At 60.6% G+C, this 26,182-nt stretch carries 31 protein-coding genes; 27 read left to right on the top strand and 4 right to left on the bottom strand.

Annotated features, from left to right (window positions below):
• The first annotated feature begins 70 nt into the window (after positions 1-70).
• The 12 genes from fleN (at position 71) to BUC40_RS20070 (ending at position 10,791) form a co-directional block, all read left to right on the top strand.
• Complete coding sequence (gene fleN, locus BUC40_RS20125; RefSeq protein WP_208605793.1) at positions 71-901, top strand: flagellar synthesis regulator FleN; 831 nt, start codon at positions 71-73, stop codon at positions 899-901.
• Positions 898-1,644: an RNA polymerase sigma factor FliA gene (gene fliA / locus BUC40_RS20120; RefSeq protein WP_073268155.1), complete on the top strand. Its 747-nt coding sequence runs from the start codon at positions 898-900 to the stop codon at positions 1,642-1,644. The genes fleN and fliA overlap by 4 nt, the downstream gene beginning before the upstream one ends.
• Before the next feature lie 201 nt (positions 1,645-1,845).
• Complete coding sequence (locus BUC40_RS20115) at positions 1,846-2,220, top strand: chemotaxis response regulator CheY (protein ID WP_177430873.1); 375 nt, start codon at positions 1,846-1,848, stop codon at positions 2,218-2,220.
• A 19-nt stretch (positions 2,221-2,239) separates the two neighbouring features.
• A complete protein-coding gene (locus BUC40_RS20110; RefSeq protein ID WP_073268151.1) occupies positions 2,240-3,028 on the top strand; it encodes a protein phosphatase CheZ in 789 nt (262 codons plus the stop codon).
• Positions 3,029-3,039: 11 nt separating this feature from the next.
• Positions 3,040-5,277, top strand: coding sequence for a chemotaxis protein CheA (locus BUC40_RS20105; protein WP_073268149.1), 2,238 nt, complete (start codon positions 3,040-3,042; stop codon positions 5,275-5,277).
• Between the two features lie 42 nt (positions 5,278-5,319).
• Entirely contained in the window at positions 5,320-6,447 is a 1,128-nt protein-coding gene (locus tag BUC40_RS20100) for a protein-glutamate methylesterase/protein-glutamine glutaminase (RefSeq protein ID WP_073268147.1), read from the top strand.
• The gene (locus tag BUC40_RS20095; RefSeq protein ID WP_073268145.1) at positions 6,447-7,187 is read left to right on the top strand and encodes a flagellar motor protein; all 741 of its coding nucleotides are present in this window, start codon (positions 6,447-6,449) and stop codon (positions 7,185-7,187) included. The genes BUC40_RS20100 and BUC40_RS20095 overlap by 1 nt, the downstream gene beginning before the upstream one ends.
• A 2-nt stretch (positions 7,188-7,189) precedes the next feature.
• Positions 7,190-8,062, top strand: a complete 873-nt coding sequence (motD, locus tag BUC40_RS20090; RefSeq protein WP_073268143.1) for a flagellar motor protein MotD — start codon at positions 7,190-7,192, stop codon at positions 8,060-8,062.
• 52 nt (positions 8,063-8,114) lie between these two features.
• Positions 8,115-8,903, top strand: a complete 789-nt coding sequence (locus tag BUC40_RS20085) for a ParA family protein (protein WP_073268141.1) — start codon at positions 8,115-8,117, stop codon at positions 8,901-8,903.
• A 91-nt stretch (positions 8,904-8,994) separates the two neighbouring features.
• Positions 8,995-9,822 (top strand): CheW domain-containing protein, encoded by an 828-nt coding sequence (locus BUC40_RS20080; RefSeq protein WP_073268139.1) that lies wholly within the window; start codon positions 8,995-8,997, stop codon positions 9,820-9,822.
• Positions 9,823-9,911: 89 nt separating this feature from the next.
• The gene (locus tag BUC40_RS20075; protein WP_073268137.1) at positions 9,912-10,391 is read left to right on the top strand and encodes a chemotaxis protein CheW; all 480 of its coding nucleotides are present in this window, start codon (positions 9,912-9,914) and stop codon (positions 10,389-10,391) included.
• A 1-nt stretch (position 10,392) separates the two neighbouring features.
• On the top strand, positions 10,393-10,791 hold the full coding sequence (locus BUC40_RS20070; protein WP_027911376.1) for a DUF2802 domain-containing protein: 399 nt from the start codon (positions 10,393-10,395) through the stop codon (positions 10,789-10,791).
• A 163-nt stretch (positions 10,792-10,954) separates the two neighbouring features.
• On the opposite strand, the gene BUC40_RS20065 is transcribed toward BUC40_RS20070, so the two are convergent.
• Entirely contained in the window at positions 10,955-11,296 is a 342-nt protein-coding gene (locus BUC40_RS20065) for an EscU/YscU/HrcU family type III secretion system export apparatus switch protein (RefSeq protein ID WP_073268136.1), read from the bottom strand.
• Positions 11,293-12,840, bottom strand: a complete 1,548-nt coding sequence (fliK, locus tag BUC40_RS20060) for a flagellar hook-length control protein FliK (RefSeq protein WP_073268134.1) — start codon at positions 12,838-12,840, stop codon at positions 11,293-11,295. Before fliK ends, BUC40_RS20065 begins: the two co-directional genes overlap by 4 nt.
• A gap of 130 nt (positions 12,841-12,970) precedes the next feature.
• Here fliK and ccmA point away from each other — a divergent pair, with 130 nt between their 5' ends.
• The 14 genes from ccmA to BUC40_RS19990 all read left to right on the top strand — a co-directional run bounded on the left by ccmA (position 12,971) and on the right by BUC40_RS19990 (position 24,532).
• Complete coding sequence (ccmA, locus tag BUC40_RS20055) at positions 12,971-13,606, top strand: cytochrome c biogenesis heme-transporting ATPase CcmA (protein WP_073268132.1); 636 nt, start codon at positions 12,971-12,973, stop codon at positions 13,604-13,606.
• The gene (ccmB, locus tag BUC40_RS20050; protein ID WP_073268130.1) at positions 13,603-14,274 is read left to right on the top strand and encodes a heme exporter protein CcmB; all 672 of its coding nucleotides are present in this window, start codon (positions 13,603-13,605) and stop codon (positions 14,272-14,274) included. Before ccmA ends, ccmB begins: the two co-directional genes overlap by 4 nt.
• A 56-nt stretch (positions 14,275-14,330) precedes the next feature.
• Positions 14,331-15,089, top strand: coding sequence for a heme ABC transporter permease (locus BUC40_RS20045; RefSeq protein WP_167369186.1), 759 nt, complete (start codon positions 14,331-14,333; stop codon positions 15,087-15,089).
• Positions 15,086-15,262 carry a heme exporter protein CcmD gene (ccmD, locus tag BUC40_RS20040; RefSeq protein ID WP_073268128.1) on the top strand — a complete coding sequence of 59 codons (177 nt, stop codon included), beginning with the start codon at positions 15,086-15,088 and terminating at the stop codon, positions 15,260-15,262. The genes BUC40_RS20045 and ccmD overlap by 4 nt, the downstream gene beginning before the upstream one ends.
• A complete protein-coding gene (gene ccmE / locus BUC40_RS20035) occupies positions 15,259-15,723 on the top strand; it encodes a cytochrome c maturation protein CcmE (protein ID WP_073268126.1) in 465 nt (154 codons plus the stop codon). The genes ccmD and ccmE overlap by 4 nt, the downstream gene beginning before the upstream one ends.
• Entirely contained in the window at positions 15,720-17,693 is a 1,974-nt protein-coding gene (locus BUC40_RS20030) for a heme lyase CcmF/NrfE family subunit (RefSeq protein ID WP_073268125.1), read from the top strand. Before ccmE ends, BUC40_RS20030 begins: the two co-directional genes overlap by 4 nt.
• Entirely contained in the window at positions 17,690-18,226 is a 537-nt protein-coding gene (locus BUC40_RS20025; protein WP_073268123.1) for a DsbE family thiol:disulfide interchange protein, read from the top strand. Before BUC40_RS20030 ends, BUC40_RS20025 begins: the two co-directional genes overlap by 4 nt.
• Positions 18,223-18,708 (top strand): cytochrome c-type biogenesis protein, encoded by a 486-nt coding sequence (locus BUC40_RS20020; RefSeq protein WP_073268121.1) that lies wholly within the window; start codon positions 18,223-18,225, stop codon positions 18,706-18,708. The genes BUC40_RS20025 and BUC40_RS20020 overlap by 4 nt, the downstream gene beginning before the upstream one ends.
• Positions 18,705-19,910, top strand: a complete 1,206-nt coding sequence (gene ccmI, locus BUC40_RS20015) for a c-type cytochrome biogenesis protein CcmI (RefSeq protein ID WP_073268119.1) — start codon at positions 18,705-18,707, stop codon at positions 19,908-19,910. The genes BUC40_RS20020 and ccmI overlap by 4 nt, the downstream gene beginning before the upstream one ends.
• Positions 19,907-20,263, top strand: coding sequence for a hypothetical protein (locus tag BUC40_RS20010; RefSeq protein WP_083593650.1), 357 nt, complete (start codon positions 19,907-19,909; stop codon positions 20,261-20,263). The genes ccmI and BUC40_RS20010 overlap by 4 nt, the downstream gene beginning before the upstream one ends.
• A 202-nt stretch (positions 20,264-20,465) precedes the next feature.
• Entirely contained in the window at positions 20,466-21,305 is an 840-nt protein-coding gene (locus tag BUC40_RS20005; protein WP_073268115.1) for an IclR family transcriptional regulator domain-containing protein, read from the top strand.
• Between the two features lie 226 nt (positions 21,306-21,531).
• Positions 21,532-22,359 carry an SDR family oxidoreductase gene (locus BUC40_RS20000; RefSeq protein ID WP_073268113.1) on the top strand — a complete coding sequence of 276 codons (828 nt, stop codon included), beginning with the start codon at positions 21,532-21,534 and terminating at the stop codon, positions 22,357-22,359.
• Positions 22,360-22,771: 412 nt separating this feature from the next.
• A complete protein-coding gene (locus tag BUC40_RS19995; RefSeq protein ID WP_073268111.1) occupies positions 22,772-23,941 on the top strand; it encodes an MFS transporter in 1,170 nt (389 codons plus the stop codon).
• Positions 23,942-24,097: 156 nt separating this feature from the next.
• Entirely contained in the window at positions 24,098-24,532 is a 435-nt protein-coding gene (locus tag BUC40_RS19990; RefSeq protein WP_073268109.1) for a hypothetical protein, read from the top strand.
• Between the two features lie 79 nt (positions 24,533-24,611).
• Here BUC40_RS19990 and BUC40_RS19985 read toward each other — a convergent pair whose 3' ends face one another.
• Positions 24,612-24,851: a YheU family protein gene (locus BUC40_RS19985; protein ID WP_073268348.1), complete on the bottom strand. Its 240-nt coding sequence runs from the start codon at positions 24,849-24,851 to the stop codon at positions 24,612-24,614.
• A gap of 305 nt (positions 24,852-25,156) precedes the next feature.
• On the opposite strand from BUC40_RS19985, the gene ihfB reads away from it, so the two are divergent.
• Entirely contained in the window at positions 25,157-25,444 is a 288-nt protein-coding gene (gene ihfB, locus BUC40_RS19980) for an integration host factor subunit beta (RefSeq protein ID WP_042553988.1), read from the top strand.
• A gap of 388 nt (positions 25,445-25,832) precedes the next feature.
• Here ihfB and BUC40_RS19975 read toward each other — a convergent pair.
• A partial coding sequence (locus BUC40_RS19975; protein WP_139272212.1) for an integrase core domain-containing protein occupies positions 25,833-26,182 on the bottom strand: 350 nt, incomplete at its 5' end.

Raw genomic sequence — 26,182 nt, 5'->3', positions numbered from 1 at the left:
TCGTGCTCGCCGCAGCAGCGCACAATGGCCCTAGGGCCCAAAGTGAAGTTAGATAAGGTGTGTAAATAACATGGGTATGCATCCCGTACAGGTGATCGCGGTGACCGGCGGCAAAGGCGGCGTTGGCAAGACCAATGTGTCGGTGAATTTGTCACTGGCACTTGCCGATCTCGGTCGGCGCGTCATGCTCATGGATGCCGACTTGGGTTTGGCCAACGTCGACGTGCTGCTTGGCCTAACGGCCAAGCGCACTCTGGCTGACGTCATCGATGGCGAGTGCGACCTGCGCGATGTGGTGCTGCAGGGGCCGGGCGGCATTCGCATCGTACCTGCCGCCTCTGGTACGCAGTCCATGGTGCAGCTCACTCCCATGCAGCATGCAGGCCTGATCCAGGCGTTCAGCGATATCAGCGAAAACCTCGACGTGTTGATCGTCGACACTGCAGCCGGCATTGGCGACTCCGTTGTCAGTTTCGTGCGCGCTGCCCAGGAAGTACTAGTGGTTGTGTGCGACGAACCTACCTCGATTACCGACGCTTACGCACTGATCAAGCTGCTCAATCGTGACCACGGCATGAACCGCTTTCGGGTGCTGGCCAATATGGCGCACAGCCCGCAGGAAGGTCGCAATCTCTTTGCTAAGCTGACCAAGGTGACCGACCGTTTTCTGGATGTTGCGCTGCAGTACGTTGGCGCAGTGCCTTACGACGAATCGGTACGCAAGGCCGTACAGAAACAACGTGCGGTGTACGAGGCGTTCCCTCGCTCGAAGTGCGCACTGGCGTTCAAAGCGATTGCTCAGAAGGTCGATGCTTGGCCGTTACCGGCCAACCCGCGTGGCCATCTGGAGTTTTTCGTGGAGCGCCTGGTGCACCAACCGACTGCAGACACGGCTGTATGACGACAGCCTCTGGACTCCGAATGTACAGCAAGGCACAAGCACAAGATTCTCAGCATCAGTTGATCGAGCGCCATGCGCCGTTGGTAAAACGCATTGCCTACCACCTTTTGGCCCGACTGCCAGCCAACGTGCAGGTCGACGACCTGATTCAGGCCGGCATGATCGGCTTGCTCGAGGCGTCGCGTAAATACGACGCCGGCAAAGGCGCCAGTTTCGAAACGTTTGCGGGTATCCGTATTCGCGGTGCGATGCTTGACGAGGTGCGCAAAGGCGACTGGGCACCACGCTCTGTGCATCGCAATAGCCGCATGGTCAGTGATGCAATACGAAAAATTGAGGCCAGAACCGGTCGTGACGCTAAAGATCACGAGGTTGCTGCCGAACTCCAATTGAGTCTCGAAGATTACTACGGCATTCTTGGCGACACTTTGGGCAGCCGTTTGTTCAGCTTCGACGACCTGTTGCAGGAAGGAGAGGGTGGTGGCGGGCTGCAGGAAGACACGAGTTCTCTGCTTCACGGGCCTTCGCATGAACTGGAAGACAATCGTTTCCAGGCTGCATTGGCCGATGCCATCAGTAATTTGCCGGAGCGTGAGCGGCTAGTCCTGTCGCTGTATTACGACGAGGAGTTGAATCTCAAGGAAATCGGTGAGGTGCTGGGGGTTAGTGAGTCGCGAGTCAGCCAATTGCATAGTCAATGTGCCGCACGCTTACGGGCGCGGTTGGCTGAATGGCGCGCATAGGAATTTGTTCAGGGGTTGGAGTTGGTCGAGCCAACCGTTGTATGAGGTCGCAGGATTAGCAGGGCGCTGGACACACTGTGAACGCAGCAAAGCCGAGCGCAATAGTTTGCGGCGTTCTGCCAGGCCGGTTTCACGATTAATAAGCGCTGCACAAGGTTGTAGGCGTTTTAGGACTGTACGGAGGTCGACTTGGACAAGAACATGAAAATCCTCATCGTCGATGATTTCTCGACGATGCGACGGATCATCAAGAACCTCTTGCGTGATCTGGGGTTCACCAACACGGCAGAGGCTGACGACGGCGTCACGGCGTTGCCCATGCTGCAGAGTGGCAGTTTCGACTTTCTGGTAACTGACTGGAACATGCCCGGCATGACGGGCATTGACCTGCTGCGCGCCGTACGTGCCGATGAGCGACTCAAGCAGTTGCCGGTGCTGATGGTTACCGCAGAAGCCAAGCGTGATCAGATCATCGAGGCTGCACAAGCCGGTGTGAATGGCTACGTAGTCAAGCCATTCACTGCTCAGGTGCTCAAGGAAAAGATCGAAAAAATCTTCGAGCGAGTTAACGGCTGATGTCCGCCCCGAGGTTGTTATGGAACACGATGATTCTAAAGAGGTTGACCTCGAGTCGACCCTGAAAAGCAATGCCCGCCAACTGGTCGACAGCCTCGAGCAAGGTAATTTTGGCGAAGCAGTACAGCTTATCAACGAACTGAACAAAGCACGCGACCGGGGGCTTTACCTCGAAGTCGGCAAGCTCACCCGTGAGCTGCATAACGCAATCGTCAACTTTCAGCTCGATCCGAGGGTGCCGCACGCCAGCGAAATCTCGCAGATTTCCGATGCGACCGAGCGCCTGAACTATGTCGTGACCATGACCGAGCGCGCGGCCAACCGCACCATGGATCTGGTCGAGCAGAGTGCGCCGCTGGTCAACGACCTGAGCAGCGAAGCCGATTCGCTGAGCGAGGATTGGGGCCGCTTCATGCGCCGTGAGATGAGCGCTGAGGCGTTTCGTGAGCTGGCCAAACGCATCGAGCTGTTCCTGGCGCGCAGCCAGCGTGACACTAGCAAATTGTCCGGGCATCTCAACGACATTTTGTTGGCGCAGGATTTCCAGGACCTCACCGGTCAGGTAATCAAGCGAGTCACGCAGTTGGTGACCGAAGTCGAGAGCAATCTGCTGAAACTGGTGCTGATGGCCAGCCAGGTTGATCGTTTTGCTGGCATCGAGCACAGCCACGACGAGCTACGTGCCGAGCAAGAAAAAGAAAAAAATCCGTCCCGCGGTGAAGGTCCGCAGATTCATGCCGATAAGCGTGATGATGTCGCCTCCTCTCAAGACGACGTCGACGATTTACTGTCCAGTCTGGGATTCTAGGAGCACGTCATATGAGCTTCGGCGCCGATGAAGAAATCCTCCAGGATTTCCTGGTAGAGGCCGGCGAAATTCTCGAGCAATTGTCCGAGCAGTTGGTGGAGCTTGAAAGCCGCCCGGATGATATGAACCTGCTCAATGCAATTTTTCGGGGGTTTCACACGGTAAAAGGCGGTGCCGGTTTCCTGCAGCTCAATGAGCTGGTGGAATGCTGCCATATCGCCGAAAACGTGTTCGACATCCTGCGTAAGGGCGAGCGTCGGGTCGACGCCGAACTGATGGATGTGGTGCTCGAGGCGCTGGATGCCGTCAATGGCATGTTTACCGAAGTGCGCGAGCGTGTTGAGCTGACGCCAGCCTCTCCAGAATTGCTGGCTGCCCTCGCTCGCCTGGCCGAGCCTGGTGGTGCTGAGCCCGTGGCCGCGCCAGCCGCTGAGGTTGAGCCTGCAGTAGCTGTTGCTGAGTCCTCGGCGGATATCTCTGACAGCGAATTCGAGCAATTGCTCGATGCGTTGGGCGACGAGTCGCCGCCGCCAGCCAGTACTTCGAATGACGAAATCAGCGATGACGAATTCGAGTCGCTGCTCGATCAGCTGCATGGCAAAGGTCAGTTCTCGGCTCCTGAGGTGGCTGCACCAGCGACTGCTGCTCAGGCAGCTGCGTCAGCTCCTGCGGCTGGCGGTGGTGATGAAATCACCGATGACGAATTCGAAGCGCTGCTCGATCAGCTGCATGGCAAAGGGCAATTCGTTGCTCCCGCCGTGGAAGCGCCAGTGTCTGCTGCGCCTGCAGGGCCTGCTGCCGCGGCGGCGTCTGGTGACGAGATCACCGATGACGAATTCGAAGCCTTGCTCGACCAGTTGCATGGCAAAGGCAAGTTCGTCGAGCCAACGGCCATCGCACCTGTTGCGGCGGCTGCACCTGCGCCAAAAGCGAGTGCTCCAAAAACCGAACCTGTTAAAGCTGCTGCTCCGGCTCCTGTTGCGAAACCGGAGCCAGCCAAGGCCGCTGCAGCGCCTGCGCCGATAGCTCGGGAAGCTAGCAAGCCAGCCGCTGCGCCCGCCGCAGCTGCGCCGGCCAACGAAGCGGAAACCACCGTTCGCGTCGATACCGCACGTCTCGACGAAATCATGAACATGGTCGGCGAGTTGGTGCTGGTGCGTAACCGTCTGGTGCGCCTGGGCCTCAACAGTGGTGACGAGGCCATGTCCAAGGCCGTGTCCAACCTCGATGTGGTCACGGCCGATCTGCAGACCTCGGTCATGAAGACCCGTATGCAGCCGATCAAGAAGGTATTCGGGCGTTTCCCGCGTTTGGTTCGTGACCTGGCGCGCCAGCTCAAGAAAGAAATCAACCTTGAGCTCGTTGGTGAAGAGACCGACCTGGATAAAAACCTCGTCGAGGCACTGGCCGACCCGCTGGTTCACTTGGTGCGTAATGCGGTCGACCACGGTGTGGAAGGCCCGGATGAGCGCGAAGCCGCTGGTAAGCCGCGCACTGGTCGTGTGGTGTTGTCTGCTGAGCAGGAAGGCGACCACATCCTGTTGATGATCACCGATGACGGCAAGGGAATGGATGCCGACGTGCTGCGCAGCAAGGCCGTGGAAAAGGGCCTGCTGGACAAGGACGCCGCTGACCGCTTGACCGATCTGGAATGCTACAACCTGATCTTCGCACCAGGTTTCTCGACCAAGACCGAGATTTCCGACGTGTCCGGTCGTGGTGTTGGCATGGACGTGGTGAAAACCAAGATTTCCCAGCTCAACGGCACGGTCAACGTGTTCTCGCAGAAGGGCCAGGGTTCGAAGATCGTCATTAAGGTGCCGCTTACCCTTGCGATCATGCCGACGCTGATGGTGATGCTGGGCAACCAGGCGTTCGCGTTCCCGCTGGTCAACGTCAACGAGATCTTCCACCTCGACCTGTCGCGAACCAACGTGGTCGACGGCCAGGAAGTGGTGATCGTGCGCGACAAGGCGCTGCCGCTGTTCTACCTCAAGCGCTGGCTGGTCAGTAAAGCTGCCCATGAAGAGCAGGGCGAAGGGCACGTGGTGATTCTTACCGTCGGCAATCAGCGCATCGGCTTTGTCGTCGATCAACTGGTGGGTCAGGAAGAAGTGGTGATCAAGCCGTTAGGCAAGATGCTGCAGGGCACGCCGGGTATGTCCGGTGCGACCATCACCGGTGATGGTCGTATTGCCCTGATTCTCGATGTACCGAGCATGCTCAAGCGCTACGCACGGCGTCTCTGATCGTCCGCAGCGCGGCTGCAGCCGCGCTGCTTAGGAGTGTTTATGGTTGTCAAGGTACTGGTGGTCGACGACTCCGGTTTTTTCCGGCGTAGAGTTTCGGAGATTCTCTCGTCTGACCCCAACATCACCGTGGTTGGTACGGCCACCAATGGTCGCGAAGCCATTGATCAGGCGCTGGCACTCAAGCCAGATGTGATCACCATGGACTACGAGATGCCGTTGATGGATGGCATCACGGCAGTGCGCAACATCATGCAGCGTTGCCCTACGCCAGTACTGATGTTCTCCTCGCTCACCCACGAAGGTGCCCGGGTTACTCTGGATGCACTGGATGCCGGTGCGGTGGACTTTCTGCCGAAAAACTTCGAGGACATCTCGCGTAACCCCGAGAAGGTCAAGCAGCTGCTCTGCGAAAAGGTCCATAGCATTTCGCGCAGCAACCGCCGGGGGATCGGCACGGCGTCCCTGACGCCGCCTGCCGGCGGTAGCCTGAGCCGACCTGCCGTTACTCCGAGTACGCCTGCTCCCGCTACACGTCCGCAGCCAAGCGTCAGCCACCCGCCGGTTGAGCGTCATGCGTCCACGGCAAGTGCTGCGCCCAAGCGCAAGGCGTACAAGCTGGTAGCAATCGGCACCTCGACAGGTGGCCCGGTTGCCTTGCAACGGGTGCTGACCCAGTTGCCGGCGAATTTCCCGACGCCCATCGTGTTGATCCAGCACATGCCTGCAGCCTTCACCAAGGCCTTTGCCGAGCGTTTGGACAAGCTGTGCAAGATCAACGTCAAGGAAGCCGAAGACGGTGACATCCTGCGCCCTGGCCTGGCCATTCTGGCGCCAGGCGGCAAGCAGATGATGATCGACGGGCGCGGCACCATCCGCATCCTGCCGGGTGACGAGCGCCTGAACTACAAGCCTTGTGTGGACATCACCTTCGGCTCGGCTGCCAAGTCGTACAGCGACAAGGTGCTGGCGGTAGTGCTGACCGGCATGGGCGCTGACGGGCGCGAAGGCGCTCGCCTGCTCAAGCAGGGCGGCAGCCAGATCTGGGCGCAGGATGAAGCCAGTTGCGTGATCTACGGCATGCCCATGGCAATCGTGAAGGCCAATCTGGCTGACGCGATCTATCCGCTCGATGATATCGGCCGCCATCTGGTCGAGGCCTGTCTCTGATGGATGTGCTGAGTCTGATCGGCGTCATCCTGGCTCTTGTCGCGATTCTTGGCGGCAATTACCTGGAAGGCGGTCATGTCTCGGCACTGCTCAACGGCCCAGCGGCTTTGATCGTGATCGGCGGCACTCTGGGCGCAGCCTTGTTGCAGACGCCGGTGGCCGTGTTCAAACGTGCCATGGTCATCCTGCGCTGGATCTTCATTCCGCCGCAGATCGACCTGGCAGGCGGTATTGATCGCGTGGTGAACTGGAGCATGACCGCGCGCAAGGAAGGTCTGTTGGGGCTGGAGGCTGTGGCTGACAGCGAGCCCGATCCTTATGCACGCAAGGGCTTGCAGCTGCTGGTCGACGGTGCTGAGCCCGAGGCCATTCGCAGTATTCTCGAAGTGGATCTGTATACGCAGGAAAGCCGCGATTTTCAGGCCGCCAAGTTCTTTGAGTGTATGGGCGGCTACGCCCCAACCATCGGTATCATCGGTGCGGTCATGGGCTTGATTCACGTAATGGGCAACCTGGCCGATCCAAGCCTGCTTGGCAGCGGCATTGCTGTTGCGTTTGTCGCCACCATCTACGGCGTGGCCATTGCCAACCTGCTGTTGTTGCCTGTTGGTGCCAAACTGAAGTCCATAGCCATGCGCCAATCGGCTTATCGGGAAATGCTCCTCGAGGGCATCCTGTCCATCGGTGAAGGTGAGAATCCACGGTCTATCGAGTTGAAGCTGCAAGGCTTCATGAACTGATCATGGCTCGTCGACGCCGTCACGAAGAACACGACAACCACGAGCGCTGGCTTGTTTCCTACGCGGATTTCATCACCTTGCTGTTCGCCTTTTTCGTGGTGATGTACTCGATCTCCTCGATCAATGAAGGCAAGTACAAGATCCTTTCGGAAACCCTTACCGGCGTGTTCAATCAGCCGGACCGAGCGATCAAGCCGATTCCTGTGGGTGACGAGCGCCCACGAACCACCGAGCCGGATCGCTCGATGGTCGATGAAGCCGCGCCGCAGCAGATTGCCGCATCGACCCTGGAGACCATTGCCGACGCCGTGCGTGATGCTTTTGGCGGGTTGCTGCAGAGCGATCAACTCAAAGTGCGTGGCAATGAGCTGTGGATCGAGATCGAACTGAGTTCCGGGCTGCTGTTTCCCAGTGGCGACGCGCTGCCCAATGACACGGCATTCGAAATCATCGAAAAGATTGCCAAGATTCTGGCTCCCTATGGCAATCCGGTGCACGTAGAAGGCTTTACCGACAACCAGCCGATCAGAACCGCGCAATTCCCGACCAACTGGGAACTGTCGGCGGCTCGCGCTGCGAGCATCGTACGCATGCTCGCCATGGACGGTGTCGATCCGTCGCGTATGGCGGCTGTAGGCTATGGTGAATTTCAACCGGTAGCCGATAACGCCACAGCAGAGGGGAGGGCGCGCAACCGGAGAGTTGTGCTGGTGGTATCGCGCAATCTCGATGTGCGGCGTAGTGTGAGTGGTGTGGGTAGTGCCAATGCTCAACCGGATGCCGCGATGCAGCGTGCTGGCACGCAACCTGCTACATCGCCTGCAGCACAGGCTCCAGCCGATGGCGCCGTCAATTCCCCGTCGCCTGCTCAATGATGCGGGCACTCAGTCTCGGCCAGATTCAAGCTGTTCCGGGAGGATGAAGAGTATGAGAGTTTGGGCTGTATCCAATCAGAAAGGCGGCGTGGGTAAAACCACTTCCACCATCGCCCTGGCAGGTCTTTTGGCCGACGCCGGCAAGCGCGTGGTGGTAGTCGACCTCGACCCGCACGGCTCGATGACCAGCTATTTCGGTCACGACCCTGACAGCCTCGAAAAAAGCAATTTCGATCTGTTTCAGCATCAGGGCAGCGTGCCTCAGGGGCTGCCAAAGCAGCTGCTGCTGCCGACCAGCCACGAACGGATTTCCCTGTTGCCGTCGAGCACCGCGCTAGCCACGCTGGAGCGCCAGTCACCTGGGCAGAGCGGCCTGGGGCTGGTAATTGCCAAGAGCCTGGCGCAGCTGTGGCAGGACTTCGATCACGCAGTCATCGACAGCCCGCCACTGCTCGGCGTGTTGATGGTCAACGCGCTGGCGGCCAGCCAGCAACTGGTGATCCCGGTGCAGACCGAGTTTCTAGCGGTCAAGGGCCTGGAACGCATGGTCAACACGCTGGCGATGATCAACCGCTCGCGCAAACAGGCGCTGCCGTACACCATCGTACCGACGCTGTTCGATCGCCGTACCCAGGCCTCGATGTCGACCCTGCGTCTGCTCAAGAACACCTATCCGGATCACCTGTGGCAAGCCTATATCCCAGTCGACACCCGTCTGCGCGATGCCAGTCGGGCAGGCCTGACGCCTTCGCAGTTCGATAACAACAGCCGTGGCACCATCGCTTACCGCGCATTGCTCAAGCATTTGCTCACGCAGCAGCCTGCATCTCAGGTGGCCTGAAAATGAATGCTGATTATTCTGCGCGAACCGGCTCAAGTCTGCCGCCCCTGCGGCCGATAGCTCATACAGAACTCTTCTGCAGGTTGCCTTCATGAGTCGCTCCACTGCCACCGCAACACGGCCCCAACTGGCGCTGCAGTCCTATCTCGACGGTCTGCTGCAGGACGCCGCGATCGAGCTCGAGCAGGAACTGGCTGAAAACAGCCTCGATGAATTCGAGGCTGCTGTGCTTGAGGAGCAGGTGCGTGACGCTCAGTTGACGCCGCGTGCCGAGGTGCCGGCTCTGGCCCTCGTTCAGCCGGTGGTGGAAGTTGTTAGCGAGCCGGCTGTTGAGGCTCTTGCGCCGACGATTGTCGAGCCGATTCCCCTGCCGCCGGTGGTCGAGCCGGTAGCGGATGTGCATCGCCCCGCGCCACAGATTTTCTCCTCGCAACCTGACGGCCGCCCGGATTGGGCTGAGGAGCCGTTTGAGTGCCTGCTGTTCGATGTGGCCGGTTTAACCCTTGCGGTGCCGCTGGTGTGCCTCGGCTCGATCTATCCATTGGCCGGGCAGGATCTGACACCTTTGTTTGGCCAACCGGACTGGTTTCTGGGCATACTGCCATCACAGTCTGGCAACCTGAAGGTGCTCGACACCGCGCGCTGGGTGATGCCAGATCGTTACCGTGATGATTTCCGCGAAGGGCTGCAATATGTGATTTCCGTCCAGGGCTATGAATGGGGGCTGGCCGTTCACCAGGTCAGCCGTTCGATCCGCCTGAACCCGGACGAAATCAAATGGCGCAGCCAGCGGTCGCAGCGGCCATGGCTGGCGGGTACCGTGATCGAACACATGTGTGCGCTGTTGGACGTTGCCGCATTGGCTGAACTGATCGCCAGCGGCGCGACCAAGCGCATGAGCAACGGACAGATACACTGATACCGGTCGACCGTGCGATAACACGTGCGACCACTTGAATAGCGGGACTCCCGCGCACCGCAACGCGCGGTCATTGACGAGGCTAGGCCATGAAGAAAAGCTCTGCACAAGGCGCTGAAGATCCGATCCTGCAGTGGGTCACGTTCCGTCTGGATAACGAAACCTACGGCATCAACGTGATGCAGGTGCAGGAAGTGCTGCGCTACACCGAGATCGCTCCGGTACCCGGTGCGCCGAGCTACGTGCTGGGGATCATCAACCTGCGCGGCAACGTGGTCACCGTGATCGACACGCGTCAGCGTTTTGGCCTGGATTCGTCCGACGTTAGCGACAACACCCGTATCGTCATCATCGAGGCGGACAAGCAGGTCGTAGGTATCTTGGTCGACAGCGTCGCCGAAGTGGTTTACCTGCGTCAGTCCGAAGTGGAAACCGCACCGAACGTCGGTAACGACGAGTCGGCCAAGTTCATCCAGGGCGTCTGCAACAAGAACGGCGAACTGCTGATTCTGGTCGAGCTGGACAAGATGATGAGCGAGGAGGAGTGGTCGGAGCTGGAGAGCATCTGACGTGCTCGAAGCTGCTCTGATAGTTCTGGCATTGGTCTGTGCCGGGTTGGTGGGTACCTGCGTGTGGCTCGCAGGGCGCTTGCGCCTGGCCAGTCAACTGCAGGCCGAGCGCGATGCTCAGCGCGACCAGCGTATCCGCGAGCTCGGCAAGCGGCTGGACACCTACCTGACCGGCAGCATTCGCATGGGCGAGGAGCTCCACGAGCTGCGCCGTACCGTGGCGCCGTTGCCGGACAAACTGACCCAGATCGAACAACGCGACCCCACCAGCCTGTCGTTCACCCAGGCTGCGCGCCTGGTTGGTATGGGCGCCAGTGCTGACGACCTGACCCAATCCTGTGGCCTCAGCAAGGCCGAAGCGGAACTGGTCGCCAAGCTGCACCAGGCGCGCCGCTCCTAAGCGTTCTTTTTATCCCTTCTAGTCTCGCACCTGGGTATCGCTTCGCTCCACCCAGGCTACGTGCAGATATCCTGGCCAAGGCAGTTTCGTGCGGGCGCGCTCCGTACCTGTAGCCCGGCGTTAAGCGAACCGATACCCGGGACAACAGCGGTCGGCTGGTGATCTAACGCTTACGGTTTTTACCTGCAGGGCCTTCGAGCAGCAGCGTGCCGTCCTTCGGCTTGCCGCGCGGGTCGAAGCCCGCGGGGAATTTGCCTTTCAGGTACCAGGCGAATGCGATGATTTCTGCGATACAGCGGTAAAGCTGTTCGGGGATGGCTTCGCCCAATTCCAGTCGTGCCAGCAAGCGTACCAGTTCGGCGTTCTCATAGATCGGCACATCGTGAGCGCGGGCGATGGCGAGGATCGCTTCGGCCAGCTCGTCATCGCCCTTGGCACTGAGGTTGGGCGCGTTCTGGCCGTCATAGGTGAGGGCGATGGCCTGGCGGGTGGGCTTATTGCTCATGCGGTTTCATCGACCCAGCGTTGTTCCAGTGAGGTTTTCGGACCTTGTGGTGGCGTGCCCTGGCTGCACACCAGGTCGCCAACGGTAAGGCCGGCAGCGACCAGACGCTCGCGCAGGTTGCCCAGTTCGCGGTCGATCAAGCCAGCAGTGCTGGATCGCTCGGCCCAAAGCTGGCTGGACAGGCTGCCGTGAGCCAGTTGCGCTTGTACCTGTAGCGGGCCGAGCGGATCCAGATCAAACGCCAGGTCGATACGCCAGAGCGCCTCCTTGGGATCCTGTTTGCCAGACGCCGCCGGCTCTTCATGTTGAATCTTCACCTGCAGCGGCACCAGTTCGTGTTGGTTGCGCATTGGCACTTCCATTTGCCAGGTGGTGAGTAGCTGGCCCTCAGGCCCGATCTGGCTCTGCGACAGGCTGGACAGCTGGTGCGTTTGCAGGCGCGAGATGGCTGCAGCCGCGAGCTTCAGTAGTCCCTCAAGGTCAGCTTCTTCGTCCAGCGATTGCAGCAGGCGGCTTGGCAGAGGAAAGCCTGTGGCCTGTTGACGGCCGCTGCTCTGGCCAATGTTGCCCAGCATATTGCGGGCGAACGCCGGCAGTGCCTGCGTCATGGCGGTGGCCGAGGCGGTCGCCGCTGCCAGAGGCGTGGCGCCAGGCAGCAAAGGCAGCAACTGACTCACCAGACGCAGCAGGTTGGCTTTGGTGTCGGTGCCCAGTCCGCCAGTCTGGCCTGCCAGCAGTTTGCTCTCGAGAAACAGCCCGCTGTTTTCCAGGGCCTTCATCAGGCTCTTGCCATTGCTCAGTTGCTCGCCGGTGGGCAGCCCAGCCAGCAGTTTGTCGATGCTGCCTTTGAGGCCGTCCGGCAGGCCGCTCTGGTCACCCATGCCTTTGAGGGCGGACATCAAACCCTCAAGAGAGCCCTGACGGCTTTGCTGATTGCCCAGTTGCTGGAGCAGGGCGAGTTGATCGAGGCGGCCGCTGAGCGGCAGGAAGGAGAGGGATTGATCACTCTGCACTCGCGCACTGAGCAGGCTGCCCAAAGGCAACTCGAGGCTGGTTTCCAGACTGAGTTTGCTGCCGGCCAATTGAGTGTTGAGCAAGTTGACCAGCACCTTGTAGACCGTCGTCTGGGCAACTTGCAGCGGCAATGCTTCACGGGACATAACTTTACCCTGCAGCAGGGTGCCGATAGGCAGTTGCTCGAGATCGATACTGGTCAGCGGCTTGTTGCCACCGGCTAGAACAGCCAGCGCCAGACGGGTATCGGACAGGGCAGTGACAGCCAGCGCGGTGCCTTGGGCTATTGGCTGCGGGCTCTGTGCTTGCACGGTGGCTTGGCGCCCGCCGTCGAGGGTCAGGCGCAGCATCAGCTGAAAGTTCTGTGCAACCTCTTTGGACGCGAGCACCTCGGCCTTGGCATTTTCGCCGGTGACCATCAGGCCTTCGAGAGGCTTGAGCAGCTTTACCGCCAGGTCGGCGGCATTAACTACCGGTCTGCTCGCCGCAGGTGTTGGTGAAATAGGGCGCGATCCACTGATCTCGGTCATTAAGTCTCATACTCTGGGCCCGAAGCACGCTGCGGGTGAGCAGGGCGGGCATGTATACTCGCGGCCAATCCGAACGTCCGCAAGAGTATAGCGGCCACAATCGTCTCGACTTGAACCAGGTGCCCGCGTTGTGAGCAGTCCCTTTCTCGAAGCAACTGCGCTGTCTTGCGAGCGGGACTGGCGCCTGCTGTTCGAGAACCTCGACATCAGCCTGGATGCCGGACATATGCTGCAGGTTTCCGGGCCCAATGGCAGCGGCAAAACCAGCCTGCTGCGCGTACTCGCCGGATTGAGACAGCCCACTTCCGGGCAAATTCGTTTGCAGGGCAAGCCGCTTGCCAGCCGCAATGGCGACTTGGCGAATGACCTGCTGTGGATCGGCCATGCCGCCGGCATCAAGGGGCTGTTAAGCGCCGAAGAAAACCTCGCCTGGTTGTGCGCTCTGCATCGTCCGGCGAGCCGCGAACAAATCTGGGGAGCCCTGGAGGCGATCGGGTTGCGCGGCTTCGAAGACGTGCCCTGTCACACGCTTTCAGCCGGCCAGCAGCGGCGCGTTGCATTGGCGCGGCTCTATCTCGATAGCCCGCCGTTGTGGATTCTCGACGAGCCATTCACGGCTCTCGACAAGCACGCCGTCAGCCAGCTCGAGGAGCATCTAGCCGCGCATTGCCGGAGCGGCGGTCTGGTGATCCTGACCACACACCATTCGTTGAGCTGCATGCCCGATGGCTATCGCGATCTTGATCTGGGACAGCATGCCGCATGAATAGCGTGTTTATGCTGCTGGTCATGCGCGAGGCGCGACTGCTGTGTCGGCGCCCTGCAGAGCTGGCCAATCCACTGGTGTTTTTCGCTATCGTCATCGCCCTGTTTCCACTGGCCGTCGGCCCGCAAACGCAATTGCTGCAGAGCCTCTCGCCCGGCCTGGTGTGGGTCGCGGCGCTGCTAGCGGTGCTGCTTTCCCTCGACGGCCTGTTTCGTAGCGACTTCGAAGATGGCTCCCTCGAACAATGGGTGCTGTCCTCCCACCCGCTGCCGCTGCTGGTGCTCGCTAAGGTCTCGGCCCACTGGCTTTTTTCCGGCCTGGCGCTGGTGCTGCTTTCCCCGTTGCTGGCGTTGATGCTTGGGCTGCCAGGGCGCTGCCTGCCGGTGCTGCTCGCATCCCTGTTGCTCGGCACGCCAGTCCTCAGTTTGCTGGGCGCTATCGGCGCCGCCCTCACGGTTGGGCTCAAGCGCGGCGGGCTGCTGCTGGCGCTACTTATTCTGCCTTTGTACATCCCGGTGCTGATTCTTGGCAGCGGAGCCTTGCAGGCGAGTCTGCAAGGGTTGCCTGTGGCCGGCCATTTGTTGTGGCTGGCCAGCCTCACCGCCCTGACGGTAACCCTGACACCCTTCGCCATTGCCGCCGGCCTGAGTATCAGCGTCAGCGAGTGATTGAACGTGCTACCGGGGATGGCCGCCGGCCCTTACCTCGGAGAATGATGAGTGACCTGATGAACTGGACATGGTTTCACAAGCTGGGCTCGCCCAAGTGGTTCTACGAAATCAGCGGTCGCTGGCTACCTGGGCTGGCAGTCGCCGCTGCGGTGCTGTTGGTCGTGGGCACGGTCTGGGGCCTGGCTTTCGCGCCGCCGGACTACCAGCAGGGCAACAGCTTTCGGATCATCTACATCCACGTGCCGGCCGCATTTTTGGCGCAGTCGATCTACGTGATGCTCGCCGTGGCCGGTGTGGTCCGCCTGGTGTGGAAGATGAAATTGGCCGATGTGGCCCTGCAGCAGGCCGCGCCCATTGGCGCCTGGATGACCGCCATCGCGTTGATCACCGGCGCCATCTGGGGCAAGCCGACCTGGGGCACCTACTGGATCTGGGATGCGCGCCTGACCTCGATGCTGATCCTGCTGTTCCTCTACTTCGGCGTCATCGCCCTCGGCCAGGCGATCAGCAACCGCGACAGCGCCGCCAAGGCCACCGCGGTGCTGGCGGTGGTCGGTGTGATCAACATCCCGATCATCAAGTACTCGGTGGAGTGGTGGAACACCCTGCATCAGCCGGCCACTTTCAGCGTGATCGAAAAACCAGCGATGCCGGTGCAGATGTGGCTGCCGCTGCTGATCATGGTGCTGGGCTTCTACTGCTTTTTCGCCGCGGTGCTGCTGATGCGCATGCGCCTCGAAGTGCTGCGCCGTGAAGCGCGCAGCAGCTGGGTGAAAACCGAAGTCCGCGCGCTGGTGGAGGGTAAACGATGAGTTTTGCTTCATTTGCCGACTTTTTCGCCATGGGCAACCACGGCGCTTATGTCTGGTCGGCTTACGGGATCTGCCTGGTCGTCCTGGTGCTCAATGTGCTGCTACCGCTGCAGGCCAAGCGCCGTTATCTGCAGGATGAGGCGCGTCGTATGCGCCGGGAGGAATCACGTTGAATGCTGTTCGCAAGAAGCGCCTGTTTATCGTGCTGGCCATCGTGGCCGGCGTCGGTATCGCCGTGGCGCTGGCCCTGAGCGCGCTGCAGCAGAACATCAACCTGTTCTACACACCGACGCAGATCGCCAACGGCGAAGCACCGCGCGATACCCGTATCCGCGCCGGCGGCATGGTGGAAAAAGGTTCGGTGAAGCGCTCCGGTGATTCGTTGCAGACCGATTTCGTGGTCACCGACTATGTGGCGCGGGTGACCATTCGCTTCCATGGCATCCTGCCGGATCTGTTCCGCGAAGGGCAGGGCATCGTCGCAATGGGCAAGGTCGATGAGAACGGCATCTTGCTCGCCGACGAAGTCTTGGCCAAGCACGACGAAAATTACATGCCGCCAGAGGTCAAGCAGGCTTTGGAACAGAGTGGTATGAGCAAGCAATACGGGAAGGCCGGGGAGGCCAAGCAATGATTCCCGAACTCGGCCACTTGGCAATGATTCTGGCTCTGTGCCTGGCACTGGTGCAGGCGACCCTACCGCTGATCGGCGCCTGGCGCGGCGACCGTCAGTGGATGAGCCTGGCGCAGCCGGCGGCCTGGGGGCAGTTCGCTTTTCTGGTGTTCGCCTTCGCTTGCCTGACGTACGCCTTCATGGTCGACGACTTCTCCGTAGCCTACGTGGCGCAGAACTCCAACACCGCACTGCCCTGGTACTACAAGTTCAGCGCCGTGTGGGGCGCTCACGAAGGCTCCCTGCTGCTCTGGGCGCTGATTCTCGGTGGCTGGACCTTTGCCGTGGCGATCTTCTCGCGGCAGTTGCCCGAGGAAATGCTCGCCCGCGTGCTGGGCGTGATGGGCATTATCAGCGTTGGCTTTCTGCTGTTCCTGATCGTCACCTCCAACCCGTTTACCCGCCTGCTGCCGAACGTGCCGGCTGATGGCCGCGACCTCAACCCGCTGCTGCAGGACTTCGGCCTGATCATTCACCCGCCGATGCTGTACATGGGCTACGTAGGTTTTTCGGTGGCCTTCGCTTTCGCCATCGCCGCACTGCTCGGCGGCAAGCTCGACGCCGCCTGGGCACGTTGGTCGCGGCCCTGGACCATCGTCGCTTGGGCGTTTCTCGGCATCGGTATCGCCCTGGGTTCCTGGTGGGCATATTACGAACTGGGCTGGGGCGGCTGGTGGTTCTGGGACCCGGTGGAAAACGCCTCGTTTATGCCGTGGCTGGTCGGCACCGCGCTGATCCATTCGCTGGCCGTCACCGAGAAGCGCGGCGTATTCAAGAGCTGGACAGTGTTGCTCGCCATTGCCGCGTTCTCACTCAGCCTGCTGGGTACCTTCTTGGTGCGCTCCGGCGTGTTGACCTCGGTACACGCGTTCGCCAGCGACCCGGAGCGCGGGGTGTTCATTCTCGCCTTCCTGCTGCTGGTGGTCGGCGGCTCACTGACCCTGTTCGCCCTGCGCGCGCCGGTGGTACGCAGCCAGGTCGGCTTTGGCCTGTGGTCGCGGGAAACGCTGTTGTTGGCCAACAACCTGATTCTGGTGGTCGCCGCTTCGATGATCCTGCTCGGCACCCTTTATCCGCTGGTGCTCGACGCCCTGAGCGGCGCCAAGCTGTCGGTCGGCCCGCCGTATTTCAATGCGCTGTTCGTACCCCTGATGGGCTTGCTGATGGCAGTGCTCGCGGTTGGCGTGCTGGTGCGCTGGAAGGACACGCCGCTGCGCTGGCTGATCGGCATGCTCACACCAGTGCTGGTCGCCAGCGTGGTATTGGCGTTGCTAGCCAGCCTGTTGTGGGGCGATTTTCACTGGGCGGTACTCGGTGTTTGCATGCTGGCCGCGTGGGTGGTTCTCGCCGGGCTGCGCGACATTCAGGATAAGACCCGTCACAAGGGCCTGTTCAAAGGCATGGCCAGCCTTGGTCGCAGCTACTGGGGCATGCAGTTGGCGCACCTGGGCCTGGCGGTGTGCGCGCTCGGCGTGATCCTCACCAGCCTCGGCAGTTTTGAGCGTGACATGCGCATGGCGCCTGGCGAGGCAGTGGAGCTGGGTGGCTACCGCTTCGTGTTCGAGGGTGCGGCGCATCACGAAGGGCCGAACTTCATTTCCGACCGCGGCACGGTACGGGTCTTCGAAGGCGAGCGGCAGATTGCCGTGCTGCACCCGGAAAAACGCCTGTACACCGTGCAGCAATCGGTAATGACCGAAGCCGGCATCGACGCCGGGCTGACCCGCGACCTGTTCGTGGCGCTCGGCGAGCCGCTGGAGCAGGGCGCCTGGGCGGTGCGCATCCATATCAAACCCTTCGTGCGCTGGATCTGGCTGGGCGCGATGATGATGGGCTTCGGCGGCTTTCTCGCTGCCGCCGACAAGCGCTATCGCATGAAGGTCAAAACCCGCGTGCGTGATGCGCTGGGCCTGCAGGAGGCACGTACATGAGACGGCTGATCTTGTTGCTACCGCTGGTGATCTTTCTCGGCGTGGCGGTATTTCTTTACCGTGGGCTGTTCCTCGACCCATCCGAGCTGCCATCGGCGCTGATCGACAAGCCATTCCCGGCATTCTCGTTGCCGGCGGTAGAGGGCGATGGGCTGGTCACCCAAGAGAACCTGCTCGGCAAGCCTTCGCTGGTCAACGTCTGGGCTACCTGGTGCGTGGCCTGCAAAGTCGAGCATCCGGTGCTCAACAAGTTGGCCGCCATGGGCGTGAACATTCATGGCGTCAACTACAAGGACGACAACGCGGCCGCGCAGAAATGGCTGAGCGAATTCCACGACCCGTACCAGCTCAATATCAGCGACCCCAAGGGCACCTTGGGCCTGGATCTCGGGGTGTACGGCGCGCCGGAGACGTTCTTCGTCGACGCCAGGGGCATCATTCGCCACAAGTTCGTCGGCGTGATAGACGAGGCGATCTGGCGCGAGAAGCTGGCGCCGCTGTACCAGCAGATGGTCGACGAGGCGCGCCAATGAAGCGCCTGCTGACCGGCCTGGCTCTGCTGCTGGCGCTGGGTGGCGTCGCCCACGCGGCCATCGACACCTACGAGTTCGCCAGCGAGGCAGAGCGCGCCCGTTACCGCCAGCTCACCGAGGAGCTGCGCTGCCCGAAATGCCAGAATCAGAACATCGCCGACTCCGACGCACCGATCGCCATGGATCTGCGTGCCGAGATCTATCGCATGCTCGAGGCGGGCGACAGCAACACGCAGATCATCGATTACCTGGTCGCCCGCTATGGCAACTTCGTGCTCTACAAGCCGCCGGTCACCGGCCGCACCCTGTTGCTCTGGTACGGCCCGGCAGCGCTGCTGGTCGGTGGCTTCGTGCTGCTCGGAGTGATCGTCCTGCGCCGCCGTAAGGCTGGCGGGGAGGTCTCCACCGGTTTGTCGAGCGATGAACAGCAACGTCTGGCGCAACTGCTTGAGCAGACGTCCGAGGATAAGAAGACCCCATGATCGAATTCTGGTTGTCCGCCGGCCTGCTGTGTCTGGTCGCCGTGAGTTTTCTCCTCATTCCGCTGCTACGCGGCCGCAAGGTGCAGGCCGAGGAAGACCGTACTGCGCTGAACGTCACCCTCTATCAAGAACGCGTGCGTGAGCTGGAGCAGCAACACCTGGCCGGTACTCTCGACGCTGCGCAGCTGCAGGCCGTGCGTGACGAGGCCGCACGTGAGTTGCTCGCCGATACCGAAGGCAGTGAGAGCCGGCAGGCTCGCCGCCTGGGCCGCGCGGTGCCGCTGATGGCTGTGGTTTTGGTGCCCGTTTTGGCCGTGTTGCTGTACCTGCAGTGGGGCGCCATCGACGAGGTCGAGCAGGCGCGTACCTTCGCCGGTGAGCCGCACAGCATCGAAGAGATGACCGTGCGCCTGGAGCAGGCAGTGAGGGACAATCCAAAATCGGCCGAGGGCTGGTATTTCCTCGCTCGCAGCTACATGGCTCAGCAGCGCGCGGCGGATGCTGCCCGTGCGTTCGAGGAGGCGGTCAAGGTGGCCGGTCGTGAGCCTGAGCTGCTCGGGCAATGGGCCCAGGCGCTGTATTTCGCCGCTGACAAGCAGTGGAGCCCGCAGCTGGATGCGCTGACCAGCGAGGCGTTAAAAGCTGACCCGGAGGAGGTGACCAGTCTCGGCCTGCTGGGTATCGCCGCCTATGAGGAGCAACGCTTCGCCGATGCCATTGGCTACTGGGAGCGCTTGGTGGCCATGTTGCCCGAGGGGGATCCTTCGCGTCAGGCGATTGCCGGCGGCATCGCCAGAGCTCGCGAGGAGCTCGATCCGCAAAACGGTGACAAGGCTGTACAAGCATCGCAGGTGGGCGGATTGCAGGTGCGCGTCGAGCTGGCGCCGGCGCTGCGTGACAAAGTGCAGCCGAGCGACGTAGTGTTCGTCTTCGCCCGCGCCGCTGCCGGGCCGCCGATGCCGTTGGCGGCCAAGCGTTTGACGGTGGCCGATCTGCCGGCCACGGTCAGCCTGTCCGACAGCGATGCGATGATGCCGCAACTGAAACTTTCCGCGTTCGACCAGGTTCAACTGGTAGCGCGCATTTCGCGCGCCGGCGATGCAAAGAGCGGCGAGTGGATCGGCCAGGGGCAACCGGTGGCCAGCAGCACCCAGGACGTGCAACGCCTGATCATCGATAGCGCTGACGGCACACAACCATGAACAGATTGATGACGGCTGCTCTGGCAGCAACTTTGTTGAGCCTTGCCGGCTGTACCTTGCACAGCCCGGCACCTGGTACGGGTGGTACTACTGGTAGCCCATCGGCCCCACCCGGCTCGCCTACGGTCACCAAATCCCACCCACGCTTCGCGCCGCCACCGGGCGTCTCCAGCCATTGGAATGGCACGCTTGGCGTGTATGAGATCGACTCCGAGCACGACACCTATTATCGCGAGCGCACCTTTTACCGCTGGCAGGATGGCTGGAGCTGGGCTGGCACCCTGCAAGGCCCTTGGGAGCCTGTGGACAGCACCGGTGTGCCACCTGCGCTGTATCGTCATCACGCTCAGTAAGCCTCGCCTCTCACCTTGTTTGGCGTGAGCCGCCCCGATCAAGTTAGGGGCGCCGCTCACGCTTCCAGAGATTTAAATTCCTATATCTATTTTTCCCTTTGGACGACCATCGGCCGCGCTGCGTGTTGCTCATTAGCCTGCCTTGCGATTATCGAACCACAGTTCGATAATCGCGCACATCATCCGGATGAGTGATAGAGCCATGTCAGAGTCCCGCTCCGCGTCCAGCCCCATGGCGCCGCCGATCATTGCCTCGCCAGCCAAGCGTATCGAAGCGTTTACCGGCGACCCGAATTTCATGACTTCTCTTGCGCGGGGATTGGCCGTGATTCATGCCTTTCAGGAGCGCAAGCGCCACCTGACCATCGCGCAGATCAGTCACCGCACTGAAATTCCCCGTGCCGCCGTGCGCCGCTGCCTGCATACCCTGATGAAGCTCGGTTACGTGACCACTGACGGGCGTGTGTACTCGCTGCTGCCCAAGGTTTTGACGCTGGGGCACGCGTATCTGTCTTCGACACCGATGGCCGTTACCGCCCAACCGATTCTTGACCGCATCAGCGAGCAGTTGCATGAAGCCTGTTCGATGGCCACCCTGGAAGGCGATGAGATTCTCTATATCGCTCGTTCGGCAACCCCGCAGCGGCTTATCTCCGTCGACCTCAGCGTGGGCAGCCGATTGCCGGCCTATTGCACGTCGATGGGCCGCATTCTGTTGGCTGCGCTGGATGATGCGGCGCTGGATGATTACCTGAGTCACGCCGACTTGCAGGTGAAAACCAGCCGCACTCTGCACACGCCCGATGACCTGCGCGCCAATATCGAAGAAATTCGTCGCCAGGGCTGGGTCATCATCGATCAGGAGCTGGAGGTCAGCCTGCGCTCCATCGCCGTGCCACTCAAGGATTCTGCCGGCCAAGTGCTGGCAGCGCTCAACGTAGGCACCCACGTGGGTCGCGTATCGCGCCAGGAGCTGGAAAGCCGCTTTCTGCCGATTCTGCTGGAAGCCAGCCACGAGCTGAGCACACGACTGTTCCAGTAGCGCTCTGAACACCCGGGTGTTGCTACGCTCGACCCGGGCTACCTAGCAGTGATCCCGGAACCGTAGCCTGGGTTGACCGAAGCGATACCCAGGAATAACGGGTCGTACAAGCTGCGCCATACCCACCCCGCGGTACGCCCATTCAACAACCTGATGATGGCTGGGAGCTGCCTGCGCCTTCGCTACACTCGAGCTGACTTTCATTGGCCAGCAGGGCAGGTTGGGTATGAGCAATCGCATGATGATCACGGGTGCCGGTTCTGGCTTGGGGCGTGAGCTCGCATTGCGCTGGGCACGTGAGGGCTGGCGCCTGGCGCTGTCGGACGTCAATGATGCCGGCCTTGCCGAAACCTTGCGTCTGGTGCGCGAGGTGGGTGGCGATGGCTTCACGATGCGCTGTGACGTGCGTGATTACAGTCAGCTGACCGCCCTGGCTCAGGCGTGCGAAGAGAAGTTCGGCGGCATCGATATCATCATCAACAACGCTGGTGTGGCCTCGGGCGGCTTCTTCGCCGAGCTGTCGCTCGAGGATTGGGACTGGCAGTTGGCGATCAACCTGATGGGCGTGGTCAAGGGCTGCAAGGCGTTCCTGCCGTTGCTCGAACGCAGCCGCGGGCGCATCGTCAACATCGCCTCCATGGCGGCGCTGATGCAGGGCCCGGGCATGAGCAACTACAACGTCGCCAAGGCCGGCGTGGTGGCGCTGTCGGAAAGCCTGCTGGCCGAACTCAAGCCGTTGCAGGTCGGTGTGCATGTGGTATGCCCATCGTTCTTCCAGACCAATCTGCTCGACTCGTTCCGCGGGCCAACGCCGGCGATGAAGGCGCAGGTCGGCAAGTTGCTGGAAAGCTCGCCGATCAATGCCGAGTTCATCGCCGACTACATCTTCAAGGCCGTCGCCGCTGGTGAGTTCATGATCCTGCCTCACGAGCAGGGCCGTCAGGCCTGGGCGCTCAAGCAGAAGAACCCACAGCTGCTCTACGACGAGATGACGTTGATGTGCGAGAAGATGCGCGCCAAGGCATCGGGGCAGCGCGAAGCGAAGACGCCATAAAGCTGTTCACGAGCTTTGGGTTTCTGGGCGCTTGTATCCTGTGAATCACCTTCAATAAGGCAAAAGCGGACATCGTTGCTTTACCTGTGGGAACGGGCGGAGCCGCCTAGTCCATGCCCGTGATTTTTTCGCGGGCATGGCCCGCTCCCACAGATAACCATCAGTTCGTAGGGTGGACGACGCTTTATCCGTCCACCGCTCTGCGATTGCAATGGTGGACAAAAAGAGCGTTGTCCACCCTACGCCTGCTTTCGCCACGTTGCGGTCATTGCAGATGGAGTTACGGCTGATGATCGTAAACAGGTTCTTAGGCCGTTGCATGGAGCGAGCCCGCGGTCACGCTTGCCCTAATCGAAGCGCACGAGTAGGGTTGCCGCCCTGGCTATACTTGGCCGTCTGATCAGGAATTTGTGTGAAACCCGTCTCCCGCGCTTTATTGCTGCTGGCTCTCGTTGCCGCCGCAGTGAACCTGCGCCCTGGCATTACCTCGCTGGCGCCACTTATCGAACGCATCGCTCAAGAGCTTTCGCTGAGCCGTGGCTTTATCAGCCTGACCACGGCTCTGCCGGTGCTGTGCATGGGCCTGCTGGCGCCGCTTGCACCCAGGCTGGCTGTACGCATCGGCCTGGAGCGCACCATCACCCTGTGCCTTGGCACCATTGCCCTTGCTCTGCTGCTACGCCTGATCAGCCATTCCAGCGTGATTCTGGTTGGTAGCGCCGTGTTGCTCGGTGCGGCCATCGCCATCGCGGGGCCGTTGCTTTCTGGTTTCATCAAGCTTCATTTCTCCGGCCGTATGGGGCAGGTGCTCGCCTGGTACTCACTGAGCATGGCCATTGGCGGCGCCATCGGTGTGGTGCTGACCATGCCGGTTGCCCAGCTTTTCGGTGATGACTGGAGTTATGGCCTGGCCATCTGGGCATTGCCTGCTGCGCTGGCAGTCGCCATCTGGTGCTTCCTGCCCAAGCAGCACGCTGCGCCGCTGAGTAGCGAAGATGCTTCTGCCAGTCTGCCCTGGCGTGAGGGCCGCGCGTGGTTGGTCAGTGCTTATTTCGCCCTGCAGGCCGGGCTGTTCTATGCCGTGGCAACCTGGACGGTTGCGCGCTATCAGGAAGCGGGCCTGCCGGCGATGCACAGCAACACGCTGTTCAGTCTGGCTATGTTGATGGGCTTGCCAAGCTCATTCCTGTTACCGCTGCTGGTGCAGCGTTTCAACCACTACTTGTTGATGGTCGCCTGCGGCAGCCTGACCCTGGTCAGCCTGAGCATGATCACCTTCCAGCCCACCTTCATCCCGGAGTTCTGGGCACTGACTTTGGGGTTCGGCATGAGCGGCTCATTTGCATTGTCGCTGCTGCTGCCCATCTACGAAGCCGGTTCACCCATGGCAGTGAGTCGCTGGACGGCAATGATGCAGGGCATGGGGTATAGCGTGGCCTGCCTGACGCCAGTGCTCAGCGGTCTGGCACGGGATATGGCGGGCACCTATCAGGTGCCCTTCATGGTGCTGACGGGGATGGCGGCAGTGATGGTGCTGCTCGCCTGGTTGATGAGAAAAGGCCCGCACCGGCCTTCGGTGTGAATACCTTGTAGCCTGGGTAAAGCGGAGCGAAACCAGGGAGCATCGGTACCGGATTGAATGATCCCCATCACTGTCCTGACTGACCGTTCTGCCCACAGCATTCCGTTGCCTCGCGCGCTGTGGTAGAAGGCTGCCAAGTTTTAGCGGAGTGCCCCCGTGGAATCGGAATCCATCGTCTACGGCAATATTCGTGACTGGCCGTCGGACAGTCCATCCGAGAGCCGCCTTCGACGTCTGCTCAATAAGCAGGTGCTCGACGCACTGCCCACTGGCGACGCCTGGCCGTTTCTCGGTCGCGAGATGTTCGCGTGCTGCCAGCAGCCGGGCAGTGGCCTGTATCAGACCCAGGTCATCCACTTCGGCGCCAGTTACCAGACCATCGAGTACGAGTGGAAGCTGTGGGTCGCGGAGTTCGAAGCGCTGCTCAAAAGGCTCTACTGGGCCAGCGCCGTGGTCCACCTGGAAACCGAACTGAGTGGCACCCATACGTTCCGTTGGGAGGCGGAGTCCGAGAGTGGTCTGCACAGTCCTCAGGACGGCCCCTTGCGCGTGCGATGCGCCTGGGAAAGGGAAGGAGGCTTGCGCGGGTAAATGCGTGCGAGTGGTCAGCCCGATTGGTGCTGGCGTCTGTCACGCTTGATCCCTCAGCCTTCGTGAGAGTGCGTGAGCGCTACTCGTCATCCTCCACCAGCCATTCCTTTGGTACATCACGCTTGAGCGCCAGTTGGCACTGCTGGCTCTCTGGGTCGAACACGATTACCGCTTCGCCTTTGTCCAGAGCATGACGCACGCGGGTTACCCGGGTTTCCAGCGGTGTGTCATCGCCGTTATCGGTGCCATCGCGGGTCACGAAATCTTCGATAAGGCGGGTGAGGGTATCTGCCTCAAGCAGATTGGCGGGGATCAGCACGGTTTTCTCCTGAGGCGCTGGCGGCCTCTGACCATTGAATGCATTGGCTCTGTTGGACGGCTCTTGCCAGGTTTTGATCACCTTTCGTATCCATCGCACGGCAATATTGCGGGCCAATCATCTGGTTTAACAACATTGCTGCACAGTCAACGACTTACATTCATCCGCCTTAAACGACGGCATCAAGCTTAGGGTGTAAATCACATTTTCAAGGCTGGTGGTTTTTTAGACTGTTCAAAAGCTGATCAGCGTGCTACAACCTTTTCCATCGAGTGACATAGCCGCTTGAAAACGAAGGGAAAAGTATGACCAAGTCGGAGCTGATCGAAAGAATCGTCACCCACCAGGGACAGCTTTCTAACAAAGATGTCGAACTGGCTATCAAGACCATGCTGGAACAGATGTCTCAAGCGCTGGCGACTGGCGATCGCATCGAAATCCGTGGCTTTGGCAGCTTCTCCCTCCACTACCGCGCCCCGCGCGTAGGCCGTAACCCCAAGACCGGGCAGTCGGTGCGTCTGGACGGCAAGTTCGTGCCGCACTTCAAGCCGGGCAAGGAATTGCGTGATCGGGTGAATGAAGAGGAGGAGTGACTACACTTTGACCTTGGCGCTGATGCAATCCTCCTCATTAAGCGGTGACATGAAATTTATTCATGCTTGCGAAATCATGAAAGCCGGCAAAATGTGTAGGCTTTTATACGGCGTGTCTTTGCCAGATTTCCAGCCGTTTCGGTTTTATTACAATCACTGAACAGTTATCCGCACTACTCGGCTGAGTTCCTTTAAATTTCACCAGCTTTAAGGGACTGACTCGTGCGGTACCTCTCTATTTTGCATCACGGCGCCGCAGCAAGCGTGACGGATTCTTATTCACCAGTCACAGGTGGATAATGAGCACGCGTTGCTGATCAACTACAGGCTCTTGAAGGCGCCTAAACTTATCCTGACAGCGGGAAGGGCTACGGTAGCTCTGTAGTGGTCAACCCCCCCCCCCCGACAGTGGGTTAAGTTTTTCTTCGGCCACCGCAGGTGGCAGTCCGTCGTTGTACTGATGCGGCCTGATCCAGTTGTAACGGTGCATCAGGTAATGACTGATGTCCCGTTGAGCTTCCGAAGCGGTCACGTAGCCTGTCGCCGGAATCCATTCGGATTTCAAGCTGCGGAACAGTCGTTCCATTGGCGAGTTGTCCCAACAGTTTCCCCGGCGACTCATGCTCTGTTCCATCCGATATCGCCATAGCCGCTGCCGGAAAAGGCGGCTGGCGTACTGACTACCCTGATCGGAATGAAACAGTACCTGCTGCGGTTTGCCTCGTTGCTCGTAGGCCA

The organism is Phytopseudomonas punonensis (genome assembly GCF_900142655.1).
Taxonomy (GTDB): Bacteria; Pseudomonadota; Gammaproteobacteria; order Pseudomonadales; family Pseudomonadaceae; genus Aquipseudomonas; species Aquipseudomonas punonensis.
This window is presented reverse-complemented; position numbering and strand designations above follow the sequence as displayed.

Bases quoted from the DNA above. Each gene is read 5' to 3' on its own strand.
- fleN (WP_208605793.1), top strand. From the start codon at position 71: ATGGGTATGCATCCCGTACAGGTGATCGCGGTGACCGGCGGCAAAGGC.
- fliA (WP_073268155.1), top strand. From the start codon at position 898: ATGACGACAGCCTCTGGACTCCGAATGTACAGCAAGGCACAAGCACAA.
- BUC40_RS20115 (WP_177430873.1), top strand. From the start codon at position 1,846: ATGAAAATCCTCATCGTCGATGATTTCTCGACGATGCGACGGATCATC.
- BUC40_RS20110 (WP_073268151.1), top strand. From the start codon at position 2,240: ATGGAACACGATGATTCTAAAGAGGTTGACCTCGAGTCGACCCTGAAA.
- BUC40_RS20105 (WP_073268149.1), top strand. From the start codon at position 3,040: ATGAGCTTCGGCGCCGATGAAGAAATCCTCCAGGATTTCCTGGTAGAG.
- BUC40_RS20100 (WP_073268147.1), top strand. From the start codon at position 5,320: ATGGTTGTCAAGGTACTGGTGGTCGACGACTCCGGTTTTTTCCGGCGT.
- BUC40_RS20095 (WP_073268145.1), top strand. From the start codon at position 6,447: ATGGATGTGCTGAGTCTGATCGGCGTCATCCTGGCTCTTGTCGCGATT.
- motD (WP_073268143.1), top strand. From the start codon at position 7,190: ATGGCTCGTCGACGCCGTCACGAAGAACACGACAACCACGAGCGCTGG.
- BUC40_RS20085 (WP_073268141.1), top strand. From the start codon at position 8,115: ATGAGAGTTTGGGCTGTATCCAATCAGAAAGGCGGCGTGGGTAAAACC.
- BUC40_RS20080 (WP_073268139.1), top strand. From the start codon at position 8,995: ATGAGTCGCTCCACTGCCACCGCAACACGGCCCCAACTGGCGCTGCAG.
- BUC40_RS20075 (WP_073268137.1), top strand. From the start codon at position 9,912: ATGAAGAAAAGCTCTGCACAAGGCGCTGAAGATCCGATCCTGCAGTGG.
- BUC40_RS20065 (WP_073268136.1), bottom strand. From the start codon at position 11,296: ATGAGCAATAAGCCCACCCGCCAGGCCATCGCCCTCACCTATGACGGC.
- fliK (WP_073268134.1), bottom strand. From the start codon at position 12,840: ATGACCGAGATCAGTGGATCGCGCCCTATTTCACCAACACCTGCGGCG.
- ccmB (WP_073268130.1), top strand. From the start codon at position 13,603: ATGAATAGCGTGTTTATGCTGCTGGTCATGCGCGAGGCGCGACTGCTG.
- ccmD (WP_073268128.1), top strand. From the start codon at position 15,086: ATGAGTTTTGCTTCATTTGCCGACTTTTTCGCCATGGGCAACCACGGC.
- BUC40_RS20030 (WP_073268125.1), top strand. From the start codon at position 15,720: ATGATTCCCGAACTCGGCCACTTGGCAATGATTCTGGCTCTGTGCCTG.
- BUC40_RS20025 (WP_073268123.1), top strand. From the start codon at position 17,690: ATGAGACGGCTGATCTTGTTGCTACCGCTGGTGATCTTTCTCGGCGTG.
- BUC40_RS20020 (WP_073268121.1), top strand. From the start codon at position 18,223: ATGAAGCGCCTGCTGACCGGCCTGGCTCTGCTGCTGGCGCTGGGTGGC.
- ccmI (WP_073268119.1), top strand. From the start codon at position 18,705: ATGATCGAATTCTGGTTGTCCGCCGGCCTGCTGTGTCTGGTCGCCGTG.
- BUC40_RS20010 (WP_083593650.1), top strand. From the start codon at position 19,907: ATGAACAGATTGATGACGGCTGCTCTGGCAGCAACTTTGTTGAGCCTT.
- BUC40_RS20005 (WP_073268115.1), top strand. From the start codon at position 20,466: ATGTCAGAGTCCCGCTCCGCGTCCAGCCCCATGGCGCCGCCGATCATT.
- BUC40_RS20000 (WP_073268113.1), top strand. From the start codon at position 21,532: ATGAGCAATCGCATGATGATCACGGGTGCCGGTTCTGGCTTGGGGCGT.
- ihfB (WP_042553988.1), top strand. From the start codon at position 25,157: ATGACCAAGTCGGAGCTGATCGAAAGAATCGTCACCCACCAGGGACAG.